This window comes from Ruegeria sp. CDSB136, from assembly GCF_059610965.1.
In genome coordinates, this window is the sequence record NZ_JBXWOP010000004.1 from 68,024 (window position 1) to 89,505 (window position 21,482).

Genomic DNA, 21,482 nt, shown 5'->3' on the forward strand with positions numbered 1-21,482 from the left:
CACCCCGAAAAATCTTACCAGGTAAATGCGATATCCTGGCTGTGAAAAGGAAAGGAAAGCACGATGTTCAATGCGTTGGTAATGGAGAAAGACGAAGAAAGCGGGTTGGCCAGTGCGTCGATCAAAGAACTGTCGATTGATGATCTGCCCCATGGCGAGGTTACGGTCGCCGTCGAATACTCTACCATAAATTACAAGGACGGTCTGTGCTTGTCGGCCAAAGGCGGCGGGCTGGTCCGCAGCTATCCGCATATTCCGGGCATCGACTACGCAGGAACGGTCGAGACGTCTTCGGACAACAGATACAAACCGGGCGACAAAGTGGTTCTGACCGGTTGGCGCGTGGGCGAGGCCCATTGGGGCGGCTATTCGCAGAAAGCCAACGCACTGGCCGACTGGCTGGTTCCCTTGCCCGATGGGCTGGACGCGCGGCAGGCTATGGCTGTGGGTACAGCTGGTTTCACTGCTATGCTTGCGGTCATGGCGCTGGAGGACCATGGCCTGCAGCCGGGTCAGGGTCCTGTACTGGTCACAGGCGCGGCCGGCGGCGTTGGGTCCGTGGCAACTGCGATACTGGCAAATCTGGGCTATGAAGTTGCCGCAGTAACGGGGCGCGCGGAAGCTGCCGATTATCTGAAATCTCTGGGCGCGACCACGATCGTTCCGCGCGAGGATCTGAACGAGACCACAAAACGCCCGCTGGAAAGCGAGACCTGGGCGGGCTGTATTGATGCGGTAGGCGGTGCGATGCTGGCCCGGGTTCTGGGACAGATGAAATATGGCGCATCGGTTGCCGCGGTTGGTCTGGCCGGTGGGGCGGCCCTGCCTGCGACGGTCATCCCGTTCCTGTTGCGGGGCGTCAACCTGTTGGGCATCGACAGCGTGATGCAGCCTTATGACAACAGGGTGCGCGCGTGGAAACGTATCGCGACAGACCTGCCCATGGAAAAACTGGACGCCATGGTACAGCCTGCATCCCTAAGCGATTTGCCCAAACTTGGCGCGGATATTCTTCAAGGACAGGTTCAGGGCCGTGTTGTCGTTGATGTAAACGCGTGACGCACCCGGTGATTTTCTAACCGGCCAGCGCCAATGCTGGCCGGTTCTTTTGCCGAGGAAACACCTCAAAAATGCCGGAAACACCTCTGGTCATTGGCGCAATTCCGGCTCATCATTGCTATACATCCCATTTGCGATGGCTTAAGACCCATTCCAACAGTACCTGAAAACGGGGAGTGAGCAGCATGTCTGACGATTTTGAACTGGACACTGATGATTTGAAACGCCGCATGGACGGCGCAATGGCAAACCTGAAAACCGAATTTGCATCCCTGCGGACTGGCCGGGCATCAGCTTCGATGCTGGAGCCGATCATGGTAGATGCCTATGGTTCGCTGACCCCGATCAACCAGGTGGGTACCGTCAACGTGCCGGAACCCCGGATGGTCACCGTGAACGTGTGGGACAAGTCCCTTGTCGGCAAAGTGGAAAAAGCCATTCGGGAAAGTGGGTTGGGCATAAATCCTCAACTGAACGGCACCATCATCATGCTGCCGATCCCCGAGTTGAACGAAGAGCGTCGTCGCGAACTGGGCAAGGTTGCAGGGCAATACGCTGAAAGCGCACGGATCTCCATTCGGAACGTGCGCCGGGATGGCATGGACCAGATCAAGAAGGCCAAGTCCGACGGCATGTCTGAAGACGACCAGAAATTCTGGGAGACCGAGGTGCAGGATTTGACCGATGAGATGATTAAATCGGTTGATACCGCACTAGAGACCAAACAGGCAGAAATTATGCAGGTCTGAGCCGGAAGAATGCCCAACGATCCCCGCACTCCTATCGCCGCCGGACCGCGCCATGTCGCCATCATTATGGATGGCAATGGTCGTTGGGCTCAAGCACGTGGCCGGCCTAGGCTGTATGGACATCACGCAGGTGCGCGGCGTGTTCGCGAGGTGGTCGAAGCTTGCCCCGGTCTTGGCGTGAAGTATCTGACCGTATTCGCCTTTTCGACAGAGAATTGGAAACGAACACAGGTTGAAGTCGCCGGACTGATGAGCCTGTTTCGCCGATACATCATCAAAGAAACGCGAACGCTGAAGGAAAACGGTATTCGCGTTCGCTTTATCGGTGACAGGGTGCGTCTGGATTCCAAGCTGACCAGACTGATGGACTCGCTTGAGGAAGAAACCCGAGACAATGACTTGGTCCATCTCACGGTTGCCCTGAACTACGGCGGGCGGGATGAAGTTGCCCGCGCTACGCAACGTCTGGCGCGCGACGTGGCAGCGGGCCGGTTGCGCCCCGAAGATGTGGATGAAGAAACGCTTCCAAGATACTTGGATACGCATGTTCTTCCGGATCCGGACCTTGTAATTCGCACCAGCGGCGAAGCGCGGATTTCGAACTTTCTTCTGTGGCAGTCAGCCTATTCCGAATATGAGTTCATCGACACGCTTTGGCCGGATTTCACAGCAGCTGAACTTGAACATTTGTGTCGGAACTTTGGCTCGCGCGAGCGCCGCTTTGGCGCAGTTCTCGCATGAGCGATGGTCGATGGTCTGACCTGACGGCCCGAATTCTGTCGGCAGCTGTTCTGGTTGCTATCGGTGCTGTGGAAGTGTGGCTTGGCGGATTGTGGTTCGAAGCATTCATCGCTGCGGCCTGCGCCATCATGACCTGGGAACTGGTTCGCATGATTGATCCGGGTCAAACCGGTCTGGCGGTTCAGTTGGGGATTTTGACCGGGGTTGCCGTTGTTCTCAGCTATCACCTGCCTGCGCTTTACACGTTGCCGTTTTTGCTGGCACCTGCGCTGGTCGGGGCAGGGCAGATCAGTCGGGCAAAAGGGCTTTATGCCGCGTTTGCCTTCTGGATCGCTGCTGCTGGCCTGGGTTTCATCTCGATCCGTGAAACCATGGGTTTTGGCTGGATGGTCTGGCTGATCGCCGTTGTCGTCGCAACAGATGTTGCAGGGTATTTTGTTGGCAAAACGTTTGGCGGCCCTAAGTTTTGGCCCAAGGTAAGCCCGAAGAAAACATGGTCCGGTACGGCAGGCGGTTGGGTTGCGGCAGCCATTGTTGGCGGTGTTGTCGCGATGCAGGCCGGGTTTGGTGTGCTGTTTGTGCTGATTTCGGTGCTGGCGTCGATGGCCAGTCAGGCCGGGGATATCGTGGAAAGCGCGGTTAAACGAAAGTTTGGCGTCAAGGACAGCTCGAACCTGATACCCGGGCATGGCGGCTTTCTTGACCGGTTCGATGGAATGATGGGGGCTGCCTTGTTCGTGTTGATCGCAGGGTTGTTCTACGCCCCCGGGGTTATGTAATGCGCAGGATCTCAATTTTTGGCGCGACCGGTTCCATCGGTCAAAACACCATTGACCTGATCGCCCGGAATCCTTCGTCCTACGATGTTGTTGCGCTGACGGGCGGGGCAAACATCCGACAACTGGCCGAAGATGCACGCCGGCTCGGCGCCGATCTGGCCGTGACCGCCCATGAAAACCGGCTTGAGGATTTGCGAGACGCGCTGTCCGGCAGCGGGGTCGCGGTTGCGGCAGGCGAAATAGCACTGGCCGAGGCTGCATCCCGTCCGGCCGACTGGGTAATGTCGGCCATTGTGGGCGCAGCCGGGTTAACTCCGGGCATCGAAGCCCTGAAACAAGGGGCGACGCTGGCCTTGGCAAACAAAGAGACGCTGGTGTGTGCTGGTTCTCTGGTTCTGGAGACTGCGCGCAAACACAACGCGCGCCTGCTGCCTGTGGACAGTGAACATTCGGCCGTGTTTCAGGCGCTGGTCGGAGAAAACATTGAGACCGTCGAACGGGTGATCATTACCGCTAGCGGCGGGGCGTTTCGTGATTGGCCCTTGTCGGACCTGGCCCTCGCGACGGTCGAGCAAGCGTCGAGTCACCCCAATTGGAACATGGGACAACGGATTACCATCGACAGCGCATCAATGTTCAATAAGGCGCTGGAGGTAATTGAAACGAAAGAATTCTTTGGAATAGACCCGGACCAGATCGAAGTTCTGATCCACCCGGAATCGATTGTACATGCACTGGTCGGGTTTAGTGACGGCGCTGTCATGGCCCATATGGGTGCACCGGATATGCGCCATGCCATTGGCTACGCTCTGCACTGGCCCGAAAGGCAGAGCCTGCCGGTCGACCGTCTGAACCTAGCACGGCTTGGGCAGCTTCGGTTTCAGGACCCTGACGAATCGCGGTACCCCGCGTTGCGGCTGGCGCGCGAGGTGATGGCCCGTGGGGGTCTTTCCGGTGCCGTCTTCAACGCGGCCAAAGAACGTGCTCTGGACAGATTTATCGCCAAGGACATCGGATTTCTTGAGATGGGCGATACCGTTGCAGCGGTTCTGGACAGATTTGATACAGAAGATGGCCTTATTGATGCCCCTATGACCCTTGATAATGTGCAAAAAACGGACCATCTGGCACGTCAATGGGTCGACGAAGCCATACTCCAACGAGCAGGATAAACCCTTGGACACTCTTTCCCTGATCCCTCAATTCGGCAGCCTGCTGTACACGATTGTTGCTTTTGTGGTTGCACTGTCCGTCATCGTCGCGGTGCACGAATACGGCCATTATATCGTTGGACGTTGGTCCGGCATTCATGCCGAGGTGTTTTCCATCGGATTCGGGCCTGTCCTGTGGAGCCGCATGGACAAGCGCGGGACAAAATGGCAGATCGCACTGTTGCCGTTCGGCGGTTACGTCAAGTTTCTGGGGGATGCCAACGCTGCTTCGGGCAAGGACGAAGCTGCGATGCACGAAATTACAGAACAAAGCCCTCAAGAAGTACGCCGTACCATGCACGGTGCACCTTTGTGGGCCCGTGCGGCGACCGTCGCGGCGGGGCCCGCGTTCAACTTCGCAATGTCCATCCTGGTTTTCGGGCTGATCTTCTGGTCTCAGGGTGTTTCACGAGAGCCACTAACGGTGGGCAAACTCCAACCATTGCCCGGTTCTGTTCAGGAGTTGCGGGAAGGCGATGAGATCATCGCAATTGCCGGTATTCCTACCCCGGATTTCGACGAGGAAATCTCGTGGACCGAGTTTACCGAGTCTCTGCCGGTTGAACCGAGCCTGGAATACACCATCATCCGGGACGGCGAGACACTGAATGTGTCCGCGCCCTGGCTGTTTCCGCCGCTGATCCAGCAGGTTACACCGCGCAGTGCTGCAATGGACATTCAACTGGCATCGGGCGACGTGATTACGTCGGTGGATGGAGAACCCATTTTTGCCTTCGAGCAATTGAAAGAGCGGGTCGAAGGATCTGACGGGCGTGTGCTGTTGCTGAACGTCTGGCGGGACGGCGCCGATCTGGAATTTGCCTTAGCCCCAAGACGTACGGATGAACCTCAGCCGGACGGCGGATTCGTAACGCATTGGCGTATCGGGATCGTCGGCGGGATGATGCTGGAACCGGCTACTGTTCCGGCGGGTCTATTGGATTCCCTGACAGGTGGGGCGCGTCAGACTTTGCGCGTAATCAACGGTTCTTTGTCTGGCATCTGGCATATGATTACAGGGGCGATCAGCACCTGCAACATGTCCGGTCCTATCGGTATTGCCGAGACATCCGGAGCAATGGCCAGTCAGGGCGCGCAGAGTTTTGTGTTCTTCATCGCGGTTCTGTCGACGGCCGTAGGCCTTCTGAATCTGTTCCCGATCCCGGCATTGGATGGCGGTCATCTGGTGTTCTACGCGTATGAAGCGGTCGCGGGCAAACCGCCAAGCGACGCAGTCTTGCGGATTCTGATGGGAGTAGGGATCAGTTTGATACTTGGGCTGATGCTGTTTTCTGTTAGCAACGACCTGTTCTGCTGAATGTGACGCCCCGCGCACATTGATGCCGCAATCTTGCCCAAATCCATGGCTAAGATTGTTTGGTGTATTGAAAGACAGGCTTAGAGACCGATGCCAAAGACTCTGCAAAAATCCTATCAAGGGTTCAGCGTTCTGTTCATATTGAACTGGGATGTTCTTTTGTGCTTTGGCGCGACAGCTCTGGCGCTTGCAGGTGGGGCATACCTGGCAGGTATGTGATTCTCGCCCAACATGTTGATTGATTTAGACGGCCCGCTGGGCCGTTTTGTGTTTTTGCGCTTTTGACAAGACCCTTCAATCCCGTTACTCAGCATTAAAAGTCTGAAAATTCTGGGTAGTGAAAAAAATGACGGACAGGCGGGGCGTGGGCATATTCTGCGGTGTGAACAAGACTGCAAACAATATTTTGTGGCGCACACTAACGTTTCTTTTTCTTTTTAGTGCAATGAGTTTCGTGGCTGCGCCGCAGACGGCACATGCCCAGAACTTCACGATCAATTCCTTCCAGGTGGAAGGTAACCGACGCATCGAAACCTCGACGATTATCTCGCGGACCGGAATCGAACCGGGTCAAACCGTGACGGCAGGACAGTTGAATGATGCCTATCAGCGATTGCTTGACAGTGGTGTTTTTGAAACAGTCGAACTGACACCGCGCGGGTCGATATTGGTAATCGAGGTTCAGGAATACCCCACGATCAACCAGATCAGCATCGAGGGCAATCGTCGCGTTAAGGACAATGTCCTGATGGATGCGATTTCCTCGCAGCCGCGCAGGGTCTTTACGCCTCAGGTTGCCGAAGCGGACGCGGACCTGATTGCTGATATTTACTCGGCACAGGGTCGCGTTGCTGCAACTGTCATTCCGCGCATTATCCGGCGCAGCGATAACCGTGTCGACTTGGTGTTCGAAATTGCCGAAGGCACAACGATCGAAGTTGAGCGGGTCAGCTTTGTCGGCAACCGCGCATATTCCGACCGGCGCCTGCGCAGGGTTCTAGAGACCAAGCAAGCGAACATCCTGCGGACTTTCCTGCGCGGCGACACGTTTATCGCGGACCGTATCGAATTCGACAAACAGGTTATTCGCGACTTTTACCTGTCGCGGGGCTATGTCGACTTTCGGGTCAACAGCGCAAATGTAGAATTCACCCGCGAACGGGATGCGTTCTTTCTGGTGATGAACATCACCGAAGGCCAGAAGTTCTCGTTTGGAAAAATCACGACTGTCAGCGAAATTCCCGGCGTAGACGCTGCCGCGTACCAGCAAGCCCTGAAAATCAAGCCGGGCGTAACGTATTCGCCTTCTCTGGTCGAAAACTCGATCGCCCGGCAGGAACGGTTGGGTCTGAAGCAGGGCGTTGATTTCCTGCGGGTAGAGCCGCGTGTTACCCGTAACGAGAGAGATCTGACGCTCAACGTCGAATTTGTTCTGACCCGCGGTCCGCGGATTTTTGTCGAACGGATCGACATTGAAGGAAACACGACGACCTTGGACCGTGTGATCCGCCGTCAGTTCGATACCGTCGAAGGTGATCCGTTCAACCCCCGCGAAATTCGCCAGAGCGCCGAGCGTATTCGTGCCCTTGGTTTCTTCGCAACGGCGGATGTGGAACCTCGTGAAGGGTCATCGCCCAGTCAGGTCATCGTTGATGTGGACGTCGAAGAACAGCCAACCGGCTCTCTCAGCCTTGGCGGTAGTTTCTCGGCCGCTGACGGATTTGGTATTGCGATCGGTCTGAACGAATCCAACTTCCTGGGACGCGGACAGAACTTGGGTCTTTCGCTTTCAACCGCGCAGGATTCGGAACAATACGTCATCAACTTTTCCGAACCCTATCTGTTGGGCCGGAAGCTGCGCTTCGATCTAGGCCTTGGTCTTTCGACAACCAATTCGAGCTTTGCAAGCTATGACACCGACACAGTCTTCTTCACCCCGCAAATCAGCTATGCGATTGGCGAACTTTCGTCGCTGAGCCTGCGTTACAGCTGGGACCGCAGTGAAATGACGCAGCAGGACAACCAGATCAACGGTGCCGTGATTGCCTCGGAAATTGCGCAAGGGGAACGCAGCAGCAGTGCCTTGGGTATTTCCTATGTGTATGACAGCCGGCTCGCCGGTCTGAATCCAAACGCTGGTGTCCTGTTTGAGGTCGGTGTGGACGCGGCCGGACTTGGGGGCGACGACAAGTTCATCAAATCGACCGCGCGCGGCATTGCCCAGACACGTGTTCTGAGCGAAGAGGTCGTCCTGCGCGCTTCACTGGAAATGGGCGCATTCCATTGGAGAGGCAACGATTTCAGCCGAACCGTGGATCGCTTTGTTCTTGGCCCAAGTACCTTCCGCGGCTTCGATCCGGCTGGTATCGGCCCGCGCGATCTGTCGAACGGTCAGGATGATGCGATTGGCGGCAACTATTACTGGGTGGCCCGCTTCGAATCTGATTTCCCGCTTGGCCTCCCCGAAGAACTGGGCCTGCGCGGTGGTGTTTTCTACGACGTCGGCAACCTATACAACATCGACAACGTCAATACCGCAGGGGCGAATATCGTCGGTGCTGATGGCTCAATTCGCCATGTTCTGGGCGTGTCAGTTCTTTGGGATACACCGTTTGGCCCATTGCGCTTTAACTTCTCCAAAGCACTCAAAAAGGAAGACTTTGACCAGGAGCGCAGCTTTGACCTGACCATTCAGGCTCAGTTCTGATCCTTTGATGGTCATGCGGTTTATTCCAGACATTCAGGGCCCGGTTCGGGCCCTTTTTGTCATTCTGCTTTTGCTTGGCGGAGTTGCAACGCAAGGTACGGCACAGCAACTGGGTGTGCCGCAATCTGGTGTTTTGACATTGTCCAGCGAACGCCTTTTCGCTGGGTCAGAATTCGGTCAGCGCATCCTGCGCGAAATTGACGCCGAAAGTGCCTTGTTGGCGGAAGAAAACGAACGAATCGTTGCCGAATTGAGCAAGGAAGAAAAGGAACTGACGGAAAGGCGGTCGACGTTGACAGCCGAAGAGTTCCGGCCACTCGCCGAAGCGTTCGATGACAAGGTGCAATCCCACCGCGAAGGACAGCGGGCCAAACTTGATGCGCTCGCCCGCCGGAGCGAAAACTCCCGCAAGCTGTTTTTTGAGATGGTGCAACCGGTTCTGGTCGACCTCTTGCGAGAGACCGGGGCATCGGTAATCCTCGAACAGTCGAATGTTTTGTTCCGTGCGGAATCGTCCGATATCACCAACATGGCCATCCGTCGGATCAATGCGATGATCGGCGATGGTAGAAGATTGGATAACAAGGCAAGCGAATAGGCTTGCTTGCCCTTGTTCGCGGGTCTTGCTAACCACTCGAAAAAGAGAAATCCACGAAGGGACTCGTTTACCATGACGACGGAAACCAAGAGCGCCGACATTCAGTTGATCCAGCGGATCCTTCCGCATCGCTATCCGTTTCTGCTGGTCGACAAGGTGGTAGACATTTCCGGCTATCAGTCCGCGGTCGGCGTCAAGAACGTCACCATGAACGAGCCTCATTTTCAGGGTCATTTCCCTGGAACGCCGATCATGCCGGGGGTGACGATTGTCGAGGCAATGGCCCAGACCGCCGGTGTCATGCTGGGTGTCGGAATGGATGTCATCGACAGCGAGCTGCTGATCTATTTCATGAACATCGACAAGTGCAAATTCCGCCGGAAAGTGGTTCCGGGAGATGTGCTCGAAATGCACGTTGAAACCGTGCGTGGCAAAAAGGGCGGCAAGATCTTCAAATTCAGCGGTCGGGCAACCGTAGATGGCGAGGTTGCGGCCGAGGCTGAGTTTTCCGCCTATGTCGACTGGGACATGGAAAAAACAACATGAGCCGCATCCATCCCAGCGCAATCATCGAAGACGGCGCGCAGATTGGGCAGGACTGTGCCATCGGTCCGTTCTGTTATGTCGGTCCGCAGGTCAAACTGGCAGATCGCGTGGAACTGAAATCGCATGTTGTCGTGACCGGCGATACGTCGGTTGGCGAGGATACCGTTATCTTCAATTTTTCGGTCATCGGTGAGATACCGCAGGATCTGAAGTTCGGTGGCGAAAACACCCGGCTGGAAATTGGTCAGCGGAACCGCATTCGCGAACATGTGACAATCAACACCGGAACAGATGGTGGTGGCGGTGTTACGCGGGTAGGCGACGATTGTCTTTTGATGGCGGGTGTTCATGTGGCGCATGATGTGCAGATCGGCAATCGGGTCATCATGGTCAACCACGCCGGGGCTGCAGGGCATTGCATTGTCGAAGATGACGTAATCGTCGGCGGCATATCCGGTTTGCACCAATGGGTCCGCGTTGGTCGCGGTGCCATTATCGGGGCGCTGACAATGGTCGCCAACGACGTAATTCCATATGGACTTGTTCAGGCACCTCGTGGCGAACTCGACGGGTTGAACCTCGTTGGTTTGAAACGCCGGGGCGTTCCGCGCGAAGATATCGCCGCCTTGCGCGCGGCTTTCCGCGAGCTGTCGAGCGGCGAGGGGACGTTCATGGACCGGGCCCACCGGATCGGCGAAGGCAACAACAGTGAGTATGTGCGGCGCATCGTCGATTTCGTGACCGGACACAGTGACCGTTCATTCCTGACACCGGGGAAGTAGGACCGTGCTGGCTCTGATCGCAGGAACCGGGAAATTGCCGACCGAGGTGTTGAGCCATTTGCCCGAGCGCCCTGTGATCTGTGCGCTCGAGGGCTTTCTGCCTGATGACCTGACGCCAGACATCGTTTTCCCTATAGAGCGGTTCGGCAGTTTCATTGCTGATATTCAAACCCGTGGAGTGACCGAGATTTGCATGGCCGGCGCGGTGCGTCGCCCGAACATTGATCCTTCGCGGATCGATGCGGCGACGATGCCATTGGTTCCGGTTATTCAGAAGGCAATTGTCTCTGGCGACGACGGCGCGTTGCGCGCTGTGATCAGTATTCTGGAAGACAATGGGCTTTCGGTTCGTGCGGCACAGGATCTCGCGCCTGAACTGTTGCCCCCGTTGGGATGTTTGACCGAAACCCAGCCTTCTGATGCGGATCTGGCGGATGCGGACCGCGCTGCCGGGATCGTGCGGGCCATGGGAGCGGCCGACATTGGTCAGGCCTGCGTGGTTTCCAAGGGCCAGGCCCTGGCGGTTGAGGGGGTTTTCGGAACCGCCTGGATGCTGCAATCCCTGACCCAAAGGCCGGATGCGGGTGGCGGCATTCTGTACAAAGCCCCAAAACCCTCTCAGGATCATCGTGTTGATCTGCCTGCGATCGGACCTGATACTGTGTCAGATGCGGTTGCGGCAGGTCTGTCGGGGATCGTTATCGAAAAAGGCGGGGTCATCGTCCTTCAACGCGACCGGGTCGTCGAGGAATGCGACCGGCTGGGTCTTTTCCTTTTCGTTCGTGAGCGGTCGGTCTGATGCGCGTGTTTCTGGTCGCCGGTGAACCCTCGGGCGACCGGTTGGGCGGCGCGTTGATGGAAGGGTTGAAGACGCTTGTCCCGGATGTCGAATTCGACGGGGTAGGCGGCCCTTTGATGCAGGCGCAGGGATTGAACAGCCGATTCCCAATGTCAGAACTGTCTGTCATGGGCCTGGTTGAAGTGCTGCCGAAGTTCTTCCACCTCAAACGCCGCATTGCCGAAACCGCACAAGCGGTTCTGGATACGCAGCCTGATGTGCTGATTACCATCGACAGCCCGGATTTCTCGCTTCGTGTGGCCAAGCTGGTGAAGGCGGGCAGCAACATTCGCACCGTTCACTATGTTGCGCCTAGCGTTTGGGCTTGGCGTCCCGGTCGGGCCGACAAAATGGCCAAGGTCATCGACCACGTTCTGGCCTTGTTGCCGTTCGAGCCGCCATACATGACAAAGACCGGCATGGAATGCGATTTCGTCGGCCATCCAGTCGTCAACGAACCCATTGCTACGGATACGGACATATCGGAATTCCGAAGCGCCTATGATCTGGGAGAAGCACCGATCCTGCTGGCGCTTCCCGGATCACGCCGCGGGGAAGTCGAACGGCTTGCCCCGGTGTTTGGTGAATCCCTGAGTTTGTTTTTGCGCGATCATCCGGACATGCGCGTCGTGGTCCCGGCAGTTGCGCACATCGTCGATACGGTGCGCGATCAGATCCGATCATGGCCGGGCGAACCCGTAGTGATCGACCCACGCGAGCTAGAGGCGGATCAGGCGGCGTCTCACAAACGTGCTGCGTTTTCAGCGGCAGATGTCGCACTGGCCGCGTCTGGCACGGTGTCGCTGGAACTCGCTGCGCAATCCACCCCAATGGTCATCGCCTATAAACTGACCTGGCTGACCCAGAAGATGGCCGAACGCATGGTCAAGCTGGATACGGTGACTTTGGTCAATCTGGTGTCAGACACCCGCACCGTGCCCGAATGCCTTTTGGACGATTGCCGCCCCGACAAGATTGCCGCAGCCTTGTCAAAGGTCATGGAAGTACCAGAGGCTCAGCAGGAGGCCATGGCCCTCACGATGGACCGTCTTGGGCGGGGTGGAGAGGCTCCGGGATTGCGTGCGGCCCGCGCCGTGCTGGCACGGATGCGAAACGGGCATGATTGATCACGCTCTGTTTGCACTGTCTGCGGGAATCGCGCAGGTCTCGACAAATCTGGACAACCTTGCGGTGCTGTTCGGTCTGATCGTTGTCATGGGCCGACGTCGTCCGGTCGTGGGGTTCGCCGTCGCGCAAACCGTCGTTCTTCTACTGGCAACCGCCGTCGCCATCGGGCTGAGCCACAGCACATATCCAACGACTATTGGATACCTTGGCATTGTACCACTTGCATTGGGTATCCGGGGCATCTGGTTGCAGATTTCCGGGCGAGGAAAAACCGACGCCCAGCCGCAAGGGGCCGTGATCTCGGTTGTTCTGTTGTTTCTCAGCCTGTCCATAGACACGTTTGCAGTCATGACACCGCTTCTTGCGGAATCCTCGGCCTCATACAGATGGGCAGGGCTGTTTGGTGCTGTCACCGCCGCTTGTCTACTGACAGGAGTTGCGGCCTGGGGGGCACCTAAGGCCAAATTGTTTGCACCCAGAATGGCCCGGCTGGACCGGATCGCACCCTATATTATGGTCGCGGTCGGTCTGTATATTCTTCTCAATACCGGGACGGATGCCCTTTAGGCCCCAGACAGACTGAGGCCAGAAGCCACGTTAGTATCCCCGCCAGATCCATCCGCCGCCAAAAATGCGGCTTCCATCTGTTTCATAGAACACACAGGCCTGACCGGGCGAGATGCCTTCTTCCGGGGTCAGCAATTCCACCTCGGCGGTCGTGTCCGACAGTGGCCTGACAATCGCTTCGCGCGGTGGGCGGGTCGAACGAACCTTGACCGAGACATGCCATTCTTTTTGTGACGTGAACGGCTGGTCCCCCAGCCAGTTGATCTCGCGTACGGGAACGGTACGTGTGGCCAGCATTTCCTTGGGACCAACAACAACCTGTTTCTTGTCCACGTCCAGTTTGACGACATAAAGCGGTTCGCTCAGCCCACCGATGCCCAGCCCACGCCGCTGGCCAATGGTATAGTGAATGACGCCGTTGTGTTGTGCCAGAACGCGACCGTCCGCATGAACAATTTCACCCGGTTCGGCAGCTCCGGGGCGCAGCTTTTCGATCACGCCGGCATAGTTTCCATCAGGAACAAAACAGATGTCCTGACTGTCAGGTTTATCTGCAACGGACAAGCCATACTGCGCGGCCATCTCGCGGGTTGCGTCCTTGGAAGGCAGGTGCCCCAAAGGGAAACGCAGGAAATCCAGTTGTTCCGGCGTGGTCGAGAACAGGAAATAAGACTGATCGCGGTTTGCATCTTCAGCGCTGTGCAGCTCGGGCCCATTGGGACCAACCTTGCGCTGGATGTAGTGGCCGGTTGCCATGCAGTCGGCCTCGAGATCCTTAGCGGTTTCCAGCAGATCCTTGAATTTCACACGCTCATTGCAACGAATACAGGGAACGGGCGTTGCGCCCGCCAGATAACTGTCAGCGAACTCGTCGATCACTGCGTCTTTGAAGATGTTTTCGTAGTCCAGCACGTAATGCGGGAAGCCCCGCTCTTCGGCCACGCGACGTGCATCGTGAATATCGATACCGGCACAACAGGCACCCTTCTTGGCCAGTGCCGCGCCGTGATCGTAAAGCTGCAGCGTTACGCCCACGACGTCATACCCCTGATCAGCCAGATAGGCGGCCACAACAGAGCTGTCCACACCACCGGACATGGCCACGACCACCCGGGTTTCCGAGGGCGGTTTGGCAAATCCAAGCGAGTTCAGCGGTGTCTCGGTATCGAGGGCCATGGCATTTCCAGTGCGGATTAAGAAAGACCGGCAGAATATAGGAAAATTCTAGACACTCTCAAGGGGCGGTTTCATGTGGCTTTAAGTATGCTGGGCGCAGCTTTGTCGCAGCAGAAAGTGAGGCGAACGATGTATTTGCACAAAGTTGAGGGGCCAAGATCGGTAACCCTGCCGGATGGAACGGTTTTATCACGGGCTGATCTGCCTCCGGCGGAAACGCGCCGCTGGGTCGCCTCGCGCAAGGCAACTGTCGTTCGGGGCGTTGTGTATGGGCTGATTACCCTATCGGACGCAAAGAAACGATATGGAATCAGTGACGAGGAATTCAATGGGTGGGTCGCCGCCGTCGCAGACTACGGGGTGGACGCATTAAAAGTGACAGCGTTAAAAAAATATAGACAACCCAAGGTAGAGCATGAATAAATGATTCAACGGTAACACCGGGTTAACTATTTTTGATCAAGGTTGAATTGAAATTGCAATTTTGACCTGAATTGGAGCAGTGAATGCGTATACTTCTTGTCGAGGATGATCCGACAACGTCCAAAAGCATCGAACTGATGCTGACACATGCCAACCTGAACGTTTACGCAACGGATCTCGGCGAAGAAGGCATCGATCTGACAAAGCTTTATGACTACGACCTGATATTGCTGGACCTCAACTTGCCGGACATGACCGGACATGAAGTGTTGCGGCAATTGCGGATCGCTCGGGTCGAAACTCCGATCCTGATTCTCTCGGGCGCGGACGATACTGAAAGCAAAATCAAAGGGTTCGGTTTTGGTGCCGATGACTATCTGACCAAACCTTTCCATCGTGAAGAGTTGGTTGCCCGTATTCACGCGATCATTCGGCGCTCGAAGGGGCATTCACAGTCCGTCATTCACACCGGGCGTGTCGCGGTCAACCTTGACGCAAAAACTGTTGAGGTCGAGGGGAAAGCGGTTCACCTGACAGGCAAAGAATATCAAATGCTCGAACTGCTGAGCCTTCGAAAGGGAACAACCCTGACAAAGGAGATGTTTCTAAATCATTTATACGGCGGAATGGACGAACCGGAACTTAAGATCATTGATGTCTTCATTTGCAAGCTACGCAAGAAACTGAGCAATGCAACCGGAGGTGAAAATTACATCGATACGGTTTGGGGGCGGGGCTATGTTTTGCGCGATCCGCAAAACGCCAACCTCGATGAAACCCGAATGGCAGTCGGCGCCTGAGCGAAATCTGAAAATGCCGCTGCCGGTTCAGGGCGGCACCCTCACTCACGAACAGCACGACTGGACCTGGCCATGACCTCGCCCTATCACTGAGGTCCAAGATCACGTGACAGGGCGAGGCCATGAGCAACTCCATTTCGGTAACCGACCTGACAGAACAGGAAGCGCAGGAAGAACTGGCGCGCCTTTCTGACCTTTTGCTGCGCGCCAATACCCAATACCACACAGAAGACGCGCCCGAGATTTCGGATGCGGAATACGACCAGCTCAAGCGCAGAAACGCAGAAATCGAGGCGCGTTTTCCGAATCTGAAACGTCCGGACAGCCCAAGCGAACAGGTTGGTGCGCGCGTCGCTGAAGGGTTTTCCAAAGTTGCACATTCTGTGCGGATGATGTCGCTGGGCAATGCCTTTGACGACGAAGACGTCAGGGATTTTGATCGTTCGATCCGGAAATACCTGGGGTTGCGGGATGATGCGCCGCTTGCCTTCACTTCAGAACCGAAGATTGACGGTCTGTCCTTGTCCTTGCGGTATGAGGGTGGAAAATTGGTTCAGGCCGCAACGCGTGGCGACGGTGAGGTGGGCGAGAACGTAACCGAAAACGCGCGCACGATTTCGGACATTCCTCAAACCATTGAAGACGCACCCGAAGTTCTCGAGGTTCGGGGTGAGGTCTACATGTCACACGTCGATTTCGACGACCTGAATGCGCGTCAGTCACAGGCTGGCGACAAAACATTTGCCAATCCCCGCAACGCCGCGGCCGGGTCTTTGCGTCAGTTGGATGCCTCAATTACTCGGACGCGCCCGTTGCGGTTCTTTGCCTATGCCTGGGGCGAATCGTCAGAACCTTTGGCTGACACGCAAATGGTCGCAATTGAACGTCTTGCAGGTTTCGGGTTCGCCACAAATACGCTGACCCGGCTGTGTGAAACAACCGGTCAGATGCTGGACCATTATCGGGACATCGAGGCGCAACGCGCAACGCTTGGCTATGACATCGACGGCGTTGTTTACAAAGTAAACGAGCTGGCGCTTCAGGCTAGGCTTGGGTTCCGGTCGACCACGCCACGCTGGGCGGTGGCCCACAAGTTTCCCGCGGAACTGGCCTGGACCCGGCTTGAGGCCATCGACATTCAGGTCGGCCGTACCGGCGCGCTTAGCCCCGTGGCCCGGCTGCACCCAGTGACGGTTGGCGGGGTCGTCGTCTCCAACGCGACGCTGCACAACGAAGACTACATAGCCGGGCGCGATGCAAAAGGCGGAACAATCCGAGATGGCAAAGATATTCGGGTTGGCGACTGGGTTCAGGTCTATCGGGCAGGCGATGTGATCCCAAAAGTTGCCGACGTGGATCTGTCAAAGCGTCCCGTCGACTCTGTTGTTTTCGAATTTCCAACACGGTGCCCTGAATGCGGAAGCGAAGCGATCCGGGAGGACGGGGATGCGGTTCGCCGCTGCACGGGAGGTTTGATTTGCCCGGCACAGGCCGTTGAAAAGCTGAAGCATTTCGTATCTCGCAAGGCTTTCGATATCGAAGGTCTGGGCGCCAAACAGATCGAAATGTTTCATGACGACCCGACGCTACCGATCAACACGCCTGCGGATATCTTCACTCTGAAAGAGCGTGACGGCAAAAACCTGGCGCGGTTGAAAAACAGGGATGGGTGGGGCGAGACCTCGGCCGGAAATCTGTTTGAAGCGATTGAGGAGAAGCGCACGATCCCGTTGGCGCGACTACTGTTTGCGCTGGGGATACGCCACGTTGGTGAAGTGGGCGCACGGGATCTTGCGTTGTTCTATCGGGATTGGGAAGCGATGGCGCAGGCCATTGATGCAGCCCGGCCGGCTGCCCTGGCCCAACGCGCTGCGGATGAAGCAGAGGAGGCTGAGCGCCAAGCCGCGACAGCCGGCAACCGAAGAGCACGGATCAAGGAGGCGCGCGATGCCGCAATAACCGGGTTGGATATCCCGAAGACGGCTGCACAGGCCTGGTCCGATCTGACCGGCATTGACGGCATCGGTGCGACTTTGGGGCTGTCCCTGTCCGATGCTTTCGCAAACTCGGAAGAGCGTCAGGCGTTTGACGATTTGCGCAGACACCTGACGATCATACCACCGGAGGCCCCGGCATCCGACAGTCCGGTTGCCGGAAAAACGGTTGTATTCACCGGAACGCTTGAAAAGATGACGCGTGCGGAAGCTAAAGCTCGGGCAGAAGCGTTGGGTGCCAAGGTTTCAGGTTCGGTCAGTCAGAAAACCGACCTGCTTGTGGCAGGTCCCGGCGCGGGGTCAAAGGCCAAGAAAGCGGCGGATCTTGGGATTACGACGTTGGATGAAGACGGCTGGCTGCAGCTGATCGGGGATGCATGAGCGGCCGCCCTGAACCCCTGTTCCCACTTTTCGCCCGGCTTGAAACACTTGAAGGTGTGGGTCCGAAAACAGCTCAGTTGTTGGGGCAGATCGGAATCGAGTCACCTCGTGACGTTTTGTTTGCTCTGCCATATGCCGTCATCGACCGGCGGCGGCGTGACACTATTCAGGGTGCAAACCTGCCAACAACACTGACGGTCGAGGTCACGGTCGGCACGCATCGCCCCCCAAGAACGAAAGGCGGCGCGTATCGTATTCACGTCGAGGACAGTCAGGCCGATTTCCAGCTGGTGTTTTTTCACGCGCGTGGCGACTACCTTACAAAAATTCTGCCGCCAGGGGCACGCAGGTTGGTGTCAGGTAAACTGGAGCTGTTCGACGGAATGGCGCAAATGGTACACCCCGATCACGTGGTTTCGCCGGAACAGGCCGGAGAGCTGCCGGAGTTTGAACCTGTCTATCATCTGACCCAAGGCGTGACCCAGAAGACCGCATACAAGGCGGCGCATAGCGCCTTGGCCCGCGCTCCGGATTTGGACGAATGGATCGATCCGGCTCAGGTGGCGCGTCAGAACTGGCAGGGCTGGAAAACGGCCATCCAGTCGGCACATCATCCGCAAGGGGCAGATGACGTAGCAATGTTTGCACCCGCGCGTGAGCGTCTGGCTTATGACGAATTGCTGGCCCATCAGTTGACGCTGGCCCTGGCCCGAAGCCGGGAAAGGAAGTCGCGCGGAATTGTCAGCAGGGCAACCGGCGTTTTGCAATCGAAGGTGCTGTGCACCCTGCCATATCGCCCCACAGGTGCACAATTGCGGGCCATCGAGGAGATTTCCGCCGACATGGCGTCAGCCGCACGAATGAACCGTTTGCTGCAGGGGGATGTTGGCGCCGGCAAAACGTTGGTCGCTTTCATGGCGTTGCTGATCGCGGTCGAGGCGGGCGGGCAGGGCGTCATGATGGCGCCGACCGAGATTCTGGCTCGGCAGCATCTGGAGGGATTGCGCCCACTCGCGGACGAGGCTGGTGTCGTGCTGGAAATCCTGACCGGACGGGACAAGGGCGCTGAACGCAAAGCCAAGCTGGCCGCGCTGAGAAAGGGTGATATTCAGATACTTGTCGGCACACATGCCGTTTTTCAGGGCGATGTGGAATTCAAAGCCCTGCATTTGGCAATCGTGGATGAGCAGCACAGGTTTGGTGTGCGCCAGCGAATGGAATTGTCGGACAAGGGGAAGGGCGCCGATGTCCTTGTCATGACCGCCACGCCTATTCCGCGCAGTCTGGCGCTCGCGCAATACGGAGACATGGATGTCTCGGTGCTGGATGAAAAGCCGCCCGGACGCAAGCCTGTCAAAACAGCCGTTGTCAGCACGCAACGCATGGATGAGGTTGTGGCCCACCTGAGGCACGCCATCGAAGAAGGCAGGCAGTGCTATTGGGTTTGCCCCCTGGTGGACGAATCCGAGGTTTCAGACCTGACTGCTGCCGAGGAACGGTTCAAGCGGCTGCGCGCGATACTGGGGGATGACGTGGTCGGCCTAGTGCATGGACAAATGCCCCCGGCCGAAAAAGACGCCGCGATGGATGCCTTTCAATCTGGCAACACCAAAGTTCTGGTAGCAACGACGGTGATCGAGGTGGGCGTAAACGTTCCAAATGCCACGATCATGGTAATCGAACGCGCCGAGATATTCGGGCTGGCGCAATTGCATCAATTGCGTGGGCGGGTCGGCAGGGGGCAGGACGCATCCACCTGTCTGTTGATGTATCAACCACCGCTGAGCGAAGGTGGGCGCAAACGTCTTGAAGTCTTGCGCGAGACTGAGGACGGGTTTCGCATATCTGAGACCGACCTGCAGATGCGAGGAGCCGGGGATCTGATTGGAACCGCGCAATCCGGTTTGCCGAAGTTCCGTATTGCCGATCTGGAACGTCAGGCCGGATTGATGGCGGTTGCCCAGTCAGACGCCAGGGCATTGCTGTCTGCGGATCCGGATTTGACGTCAGACCGGGGCAAGGCCGCGCGAGTTCTGCTATGGCTGATGAAACAGGATCAGGCCATCCGTTTGATTTCAGTAGGTTAGGTGAGAATTTCCATTTAGTTCACAAATGTTCTCAAAAAGTTCTTTACCGACTCGAAAAAATATGAGAACAAAAGGTCAACAAAGGATTAAAACCCTGACCGGAGGTGAACCCATGCTGACCCAGATCAAATCCGCCATTACCCGCTCGCAAGCCACACTTGTTCAGGATGCGGCGGGCGCGGTGTCACTGGTCGTCATGCTGGTGGTTGCCCTTCACCTTCCCGTGGGTTTCTAAGCCCTTCTGCCTGCGATCTCGTGCCGATTAAGCCGCGCTTGTTTCCCCATTTCAGTCAAGGGTGACCTGCCTGTCCCAATTCCCTTGAGGGGCCATGCCTCGGCCCCACGCGGATATCCGGACCTCCACGAGAAACGCGTTACCTGCCGCCGCCCTTTCCGCCCGGAAGGTGCGGCGGTTTTTTTTTTACAATTGGCCCGTTCTGAAGATTTCCATCAGCGCCGATAGAACTGAATTGACCGCAACCGAGGCCAGGATCATTCCCATGACGCGACTGATGATGGCCGATCCGGAATGCCCGATGACCCGGATGATGGGGTCGGCCAACAACATCAATACCGCGGCAATTGCCAAAACCACCAGCATCACCAGCGCGGTAATTCCCTGATCCGCAAAGCTGTATCGATTGTTGTCGGTTAGAATGACGACAGCCAGCATAGCGCCGGGTGACGCCAAGGACGGCACCGCCAGCGGAAAGATTGCCGGGTTGGGTTTACTTGTGCTGATTGCAGAATCCTCTTCGACCAGGCGCTGATCGGTTTCCGATTTACTTTCCCCGAAAATCATCGTCAGCGCGAACAGGAACAGGATGATCCCCCCGGCCACCTGAAACGAGTTCAGGCCGATATCCAGCGCTTCGATCAGCAATTGACCGAACACAAGAAAAAACAGCAACACACCGGCGCTGATCAACGCAGCGAGTAATGCCGTCTTGCGACGAGCCGAAGCCTCGATGCCCGCCGTGACGGCAACAAAGACTGGAATTGTACCGATCGGGTCGATCACAACCCAAAGGGTCACGAAATGCTCAAGTAAATTATCCAAAACTCTCTCTCCCCAATTTCAGCCCGGAGACTAGAGAGATTTTCGAAAAAATACCACGTTCAGGCGCAGTTGGCCTGTTCTGCTTTTTCCATCGCCTCGGCCGTCGCGTCCAGCGCCAGTAAGATCGAGGCATGCCGGTTCTTGTAATCGCGGGCAGGCATCAGCACCTCAAGCCCGTCAAACGGCGCGTCGGGAGCAGGGCCTGCTTTTTTCAACATTGCCGACAGCTGTTCGCGCGCCAGTTCCACCTGCGCCCGGGTCGCGCCAATAATGGCCTGACCCACAACCGAAGCAGAGGCTTGCCCAAGCGCGCAGGCTTTCACATCCTGTCCAAAATCAGAAATCCGCCCATCGCGCAGTTTGACGTCAACGGTGACAGTGGACCCGCACAACGGAGACCTTTTCTTGACGCTCGCGTCCGGGTGATTCAGCCGGTCCAAATGCGGAATATCCGATGCAAGCGCCAGAATGCGGCCGGAATAGAGCTTGATTAGATCGTTCTCGCCGGACATGGCTTTCCCTCATTGGCTGTTCCCCA

General features: G+C 56.8%; 21 protein-coding genes. 18 read left to right on the forward strand and 3 right to left on the reverse strand.

Annotated features, from left to right (window positions below):
* Positions 1–63: 63 nt before the first annotated feature.
* The 13 genes from acuI to AC2FIR_RS05900 all read left to right on the forward strand — a co-directional run bounded on the left by acuI (position 64) and on the right by AC2FIR_RS05900 (position 13,023).
* Positions 64–1,059, forward strand: coding sequence for an acryloyl-CoA reductase (gene acuI / locus AC2FIR_RS05840; RefSeq protein WP_496744139.1), 996 nt, complete (start codon positions 64–66; stop codon positions 1,057–1,059).
* Between the two features lie 185 nt (positions 1,060–1,244).
* Positions 1,245–1,808 (forward strand): ribosome recycling factor, encoded by a 564-nt coding sequence (gene frr / locus AC2FIR_RS05845; RefSeq protein ID WP_170618994.1) that lies wholly within the window; start codon positions 1,245–1,247, stop codon positions 1,806–1,808.
* Between the two features lie 9 nt (positions 1,809–1,817).
* Positions 1,818–2,549 (forward strand): undecaprenyl pyrophosphate synthase, encoded by a 732-nt coding sequence (gene uppS / locus AC2FIR_RS05850; RefSeq protein WP_170615086.1) that lies wholly within the window; start codon positions 1,818–1,820, stop codon positions 2,547–2,549.
* Complete coding sequence (locus AC2FIR_RS05855; RefSeq protein ID WP_170824552.1) at positions 2,546–3,328, forward strand: phosphatidate cytidylyltransferase; 783 nt, start codon at positions 2,546–2,548, stop codon at positions 3,326–3,328. The genes uppS and AC2FIR_RS05855 overlap by 4 nt, the downstream gene beginning before the upstream one ends.
* Entirely contained in the window at positions 3,328–4,500 is a 1,173-nt protein-coding gene (gene dxr, locus AC2FIR_RS05860; RefSeq protein WP_496744136.1) for a 1-deoxy-D-xylulose-5-phosphate reductoisomerase, read from the forward strand. Before AC2FIR_RS05855 ends, dxr begins: the two co-directional genes overlap by 1 nt.
* Before the next feature lie 4 nt (positions 4,501–4,504).
* A complete protein-coding gene (gene rseP, locus AC2FIR_RS05865; protein WP_496744134.1) occupies positions 4,505–5,857 on the forward strand; it encodes an RIP metalloprotease RseP in 1,353 nt (450 codons plus the stop codon).
* Positions 5,858–6,203: 346 nt separating this feature from the next.
* On the forward strand, positions 6,204–8,564 hold the full coding sequence (gene bamA, locus AC2FIR_RS05870) for an outer membrane protein assembly factor BamA (protein ID WP_170615082.1): 2,361 nt from the start codon (positions 6,204–6,206) through the stop codon (positions 8,562–8,564).
* 7 nt (positions 8,565–8,571) lie between these two features.
* Positions 8,572–9,162, forward strand: coding sequence for an OmpH family outer membrane protein (locus AC2FIR_RS05875; protein WP_170615081.1), 591 nt, complete (start codon positions 8,572–8,574; stop codon positions 9,160–9,162).
* Positions 9,163–9,234: 72 nt separating this feature from the next.
* On the forward strand, positions 9,235–9,708 hold the full coding sequence (gene fabZ, locus AC2FIR_RS05880; RefSeq protein WP_170615080.1) for a 3-hydroxyacyl-ACP dehydratase FabZ: 474 nt from the start codon (positions 9,235–9,237) through the stop codon (positions 9,706–9,708).
* Positions 9,705–10,490 (forward strand): acyl-ACP--UDP-N-acetylglucosamine O-acyltransferase, encoded by a 786-nt coding sequence (gene lpxA, locus AC2FIR_RS05885; RefSeq protein ID WP_170615079.1) that lies wholly within the window; start codon positions 9,705–9,707, stop codon positions 10,488–10,490. The genes fabZ and lpxA overlap by 4 nt, the downstream gene beginning before the upstream one ends.
* Before the next feature lie 4 nt (positions 10,491–10,494).
* Complete coding sequence (locus AC2FIR_RS05890) at positions 10,495–11,289, forward strand: LpxI family protein (RefSeq protein ID WP_496744132.1); 795 nt, start codon at positions 10,495–10,497, stop codon at positions 11,287–11,289.
* The gene (gene lpxB, locus AC2FIR_RS05895; RefSeq protein ID WP_496744130.1) at positions 11,289–12,455 is read left to right on the forward strand and encodes a lipid-A-disaccharide synthase; all 1,167 of its coding nucleotides are present in this window, start codon (positions 11,289–11,291) and stop codon (positions 12,453–12,455) included. Before AC2FIR_RS05890 ends, lpxB begins: the two co-directional genes overlap by 1 nt.
* Positions 12,448–13,023, forward strand: a complete 576-nt coding sequence (locus AC2FIR_RS05900) for a hypothetical protein (protein WP_480910489.1) — start codon at positions 12,448–12,450, stop codon at positions 13,021–13,023. The genes lpxB and AC2FIR_RS05900 overlap by 8 nt, the downstream gene beginning before the upstream one ends.
* Positions 13,024–13,053: 30 nt before the next feature.
* On the opposite strand, the gene mnmA is transcribed toward AC2FIR_RS05900, so the two are convergent.
* Complete coding sequence (gene mnmA / locus AC2FIR_RS05905) at positions 13,054–14,199, reverse strand: tRNA 2-thiouridine(34) synthase MnmA (protein WP_480910492.1); 1,146 nt, start codon at positions 14,197–14,199, stop codon at positions 13,054–13,056.
* A 129-nt stretch (positions 14,200–14,328) separates the two neighbouring features.
* Here mnmA and sciP point away from each other — a divergent pair, with 129 nt between their 5' ends.
* From sciP to AC2FIR_RS05930, 5 genes are all read left to right on the forward strand, one after another.
* On the forward strand, positions 14,329–14,622 hold the full coding sequence (gene sciP, locus AC2FIR_RS05910) for a CtrA inhibitor SciP (RefSeq protein WP_170619092.1): 294 nt from the start codon (positions 14,329–14,331) through the stop codon (positions 14,620–14,622).
* 83 nt (positions 14,623–14,705) lie between these two features.
* Positions 14,706–15,422 carry a response regulator transcription factor CtrA gene (ctrA, locus tag AC2FIR_RS05915; protein ID WP_496762027.1) on the forward strand — a complete coding sequence of 239 codons (717 nt, stop codon included), beginning with the start codon at positions 14,706–14,708 and terminating at the stop codon, positions 15,420–15,422.
* A gap of 122 nt (positions 15,423–15,544) precedes the next feature.
* Complete coding sequence (ligA, locus tag AC2FIR_RS05920; protein WP_496762031.1) at positions 15,545–17,797, forward strand: NAD-dependent DNA ligase LigA; 2,253 nt, start codon at positions 15,545–15,547, stop codon at positions 17,795–17,797.
* Positions 17,794–19,884, forward strand: a complete 2,091-nt coding sequence (recG, locus tag AC2FIR_RS05925) for an ATP-dependent DNA helicase RecG (RefSeq protein ID WP_496744124.1) — start codon at positions 17,794–17,796, stop codon at positions 19,882–19,884. The genes ligA and recG overlap by 4 nt, the downstream gene beginning before the upstream one ends.
* A 112-nt stretch (positions 19,885–19,996) precedes the next feature.
* The gene (locus AC2FIR_RS05930) at positions 19,997–20,119 is read left to right on the forward strand and encodes a hypothetical protein (protein ID WP_321253024.1); all 123 of its coding nucleotides are present in this window, start codon (positions 19,997–19,999) and stop codon (positions 20,117–20,119) included.
* A 186-nt stretch (positions 20,120–20,305) separates the two neighbouring features.
* Here AC2FIR_RS05930 and AC2FIR_RS05935 read toward each other — a convergent pair whose 3' ends face one another.
* Both AC2FIR_RS05935 and AC2FIR_RS05940 read right to left on the reverse strand, forming a co-directional pair.
* A complete protein-coding gene (locus tag AC2FIR_RS05935) occupies positions 20,306–20,944 on the reverse strand; it encodes a MarC family protein (RefSeq protein ID WP_170615071.1) in 639 nt (212 codons plus the stop codon).
* 59 nt (positions 20,945–21,003) lie between these two features.
* The gene (locus tag AC2FIR_RS05940) at positions 21,004–21,456 is read right to left on the reverse strand and encodes an iron-sulfur cluster assembly scaffold protein (RefSeq protein WP_496744122.1); all 453 of its coding nucleotides are present in this window, start codon (positions 21,454–21,456) and stop codon (positions 21,004–21,006) included.
* Between the last annotated feature and the right edge of the window lie 26 nt (positions 21,457–21,482).

What these genes read in the sequence shown, in the direction of transcription:
- lpxB (WP_496744130.1), top strand. Translation starts at nt 11,289, where the DNA reads ATGCGCGTGTTTCTGGTCGCCGGTGAACCCTCGGGCGACCGGTTGGGC.
- ctrA (WP_496762027.1), top strand. Translation starts at nt 14,706, where the DNA reads ATGCGTATACTTCTTGTCGAGGATGATCCGACAACGTCCAAAAGCATC.
- bamA (WP_170615082.1), top strand. Translation starts at nt 6,204, where the DNA reads ATGACGGACAGGCGGGGCGTGGGCATATTCTGCGGTGTGAACAAGACT.
- mnmA (WP_480910492.1), bottom strand. Translation starts at nt 14,199, where the DNA reads ATGGCCCTCGATACCGAGACACCGCTGAACTCGCTTGGATTTGCCAAA.
- frr (WP_170618994.1), top strand. Translation starts at nt 1,245, where the DNA reads ATGTCTGACGATTTTGAACTGGACACTGATGATTTGAAACGCCGCATG.
- AC2FIR_RS05875 (WP_170615081.1), top strand. Translation starts at nt 8,572, where the DNA reads ATGGTCATGCGGTTTATTCCAGACATTCAGGGCCCGGTTCGGGCCCTT.
- recG (WP_496744124.1), top strand. Translation starts at nt 17,794, where the DNA reads ATGAGCGGCCGCCCTGAACCCCTGTTCCCACTTTTCGCCCGGCTTGAA.
- fabZ (WP_170615080.1), top strand. Translation starts at nt 9,235, where the DNA reads ATGACGACGGAAACCAAGAGCGCCGACATTCAGTTGATCCAGCGGATC.
- AC2FIR_RS05940 (WP_496744122.1), bottom strand. Translation starts at nt 21,456, where the DNA reads ATGTCCGGCGAGAACGATCTAATCAAGCTCTATTCCGGCCGCATTCTG.
- AC2FIR_RS05930 (WP_321253024.1), top strand. Translation starts at nt 19,997, where the DNA reads ATGCTGACCCAGATCAAATCCGCCATTACCCGCTCGCAAGCCACACTT.
- lpxA (WP_170615079.1), top strand. Translation starts at nt 9,705, where the DNA reads ATGAGCCGCATCCATCCCAGCGCAATCATCGAAGACGGCGCGCAGATT.
- acuI (WP_496744139.1), top strand. Translation starts at nt 64, where the DNA reads ATGTTCAATGCGTTGGTAATGGAGAAAGACGAAGAAAGCGGGTTGGCC.
- AC2FIR_RS05855 (WP_170824552.1), top strand. Translation starts at nt 2,546, where the DNA reads ATGAGCGATGGTCGATGGTCTGACCTGACGGCCCGAATTCTGTCGGCA.
- dxr (WP_496744136.1), top strand. Translation starts at nt 3,328, where the DNA reads ATGCGCAGGATCTCAATTTTTGGCGCGACCGGTTCCATCGGTCAAAAC.
- AC2FIR_RS05900 (WP_480910489.1), top strand. Translation starts at nt 12,448, where the DNA reads ATGATTGATCACGCTCTGTTTGCACTGTCTGCGGGAATCGCGCAGGTC.
- uppS (WP_170615086.1), top strand. Translation starts at nt 1,818, where the DNA reads ATGCCCAACGATCCCCGCACTCCTATCGCCGCCGGACCGCGCCATGTC.
- ligA (WP_496762031.1), top strand. Translation starts at nt 15,545, where the DNA reads ATGAGCAACTCCATTTCGGTAACCGACCTGACAGAACAGGAAGCGCAG.
- sciP (WP_170619092.1), top strand. Translation starts at nt 14,329, where the DNA reads ATGTATTTGCACAAAGTTGAGGGGCCAAGATCGGTAACCCTGCCGGAT.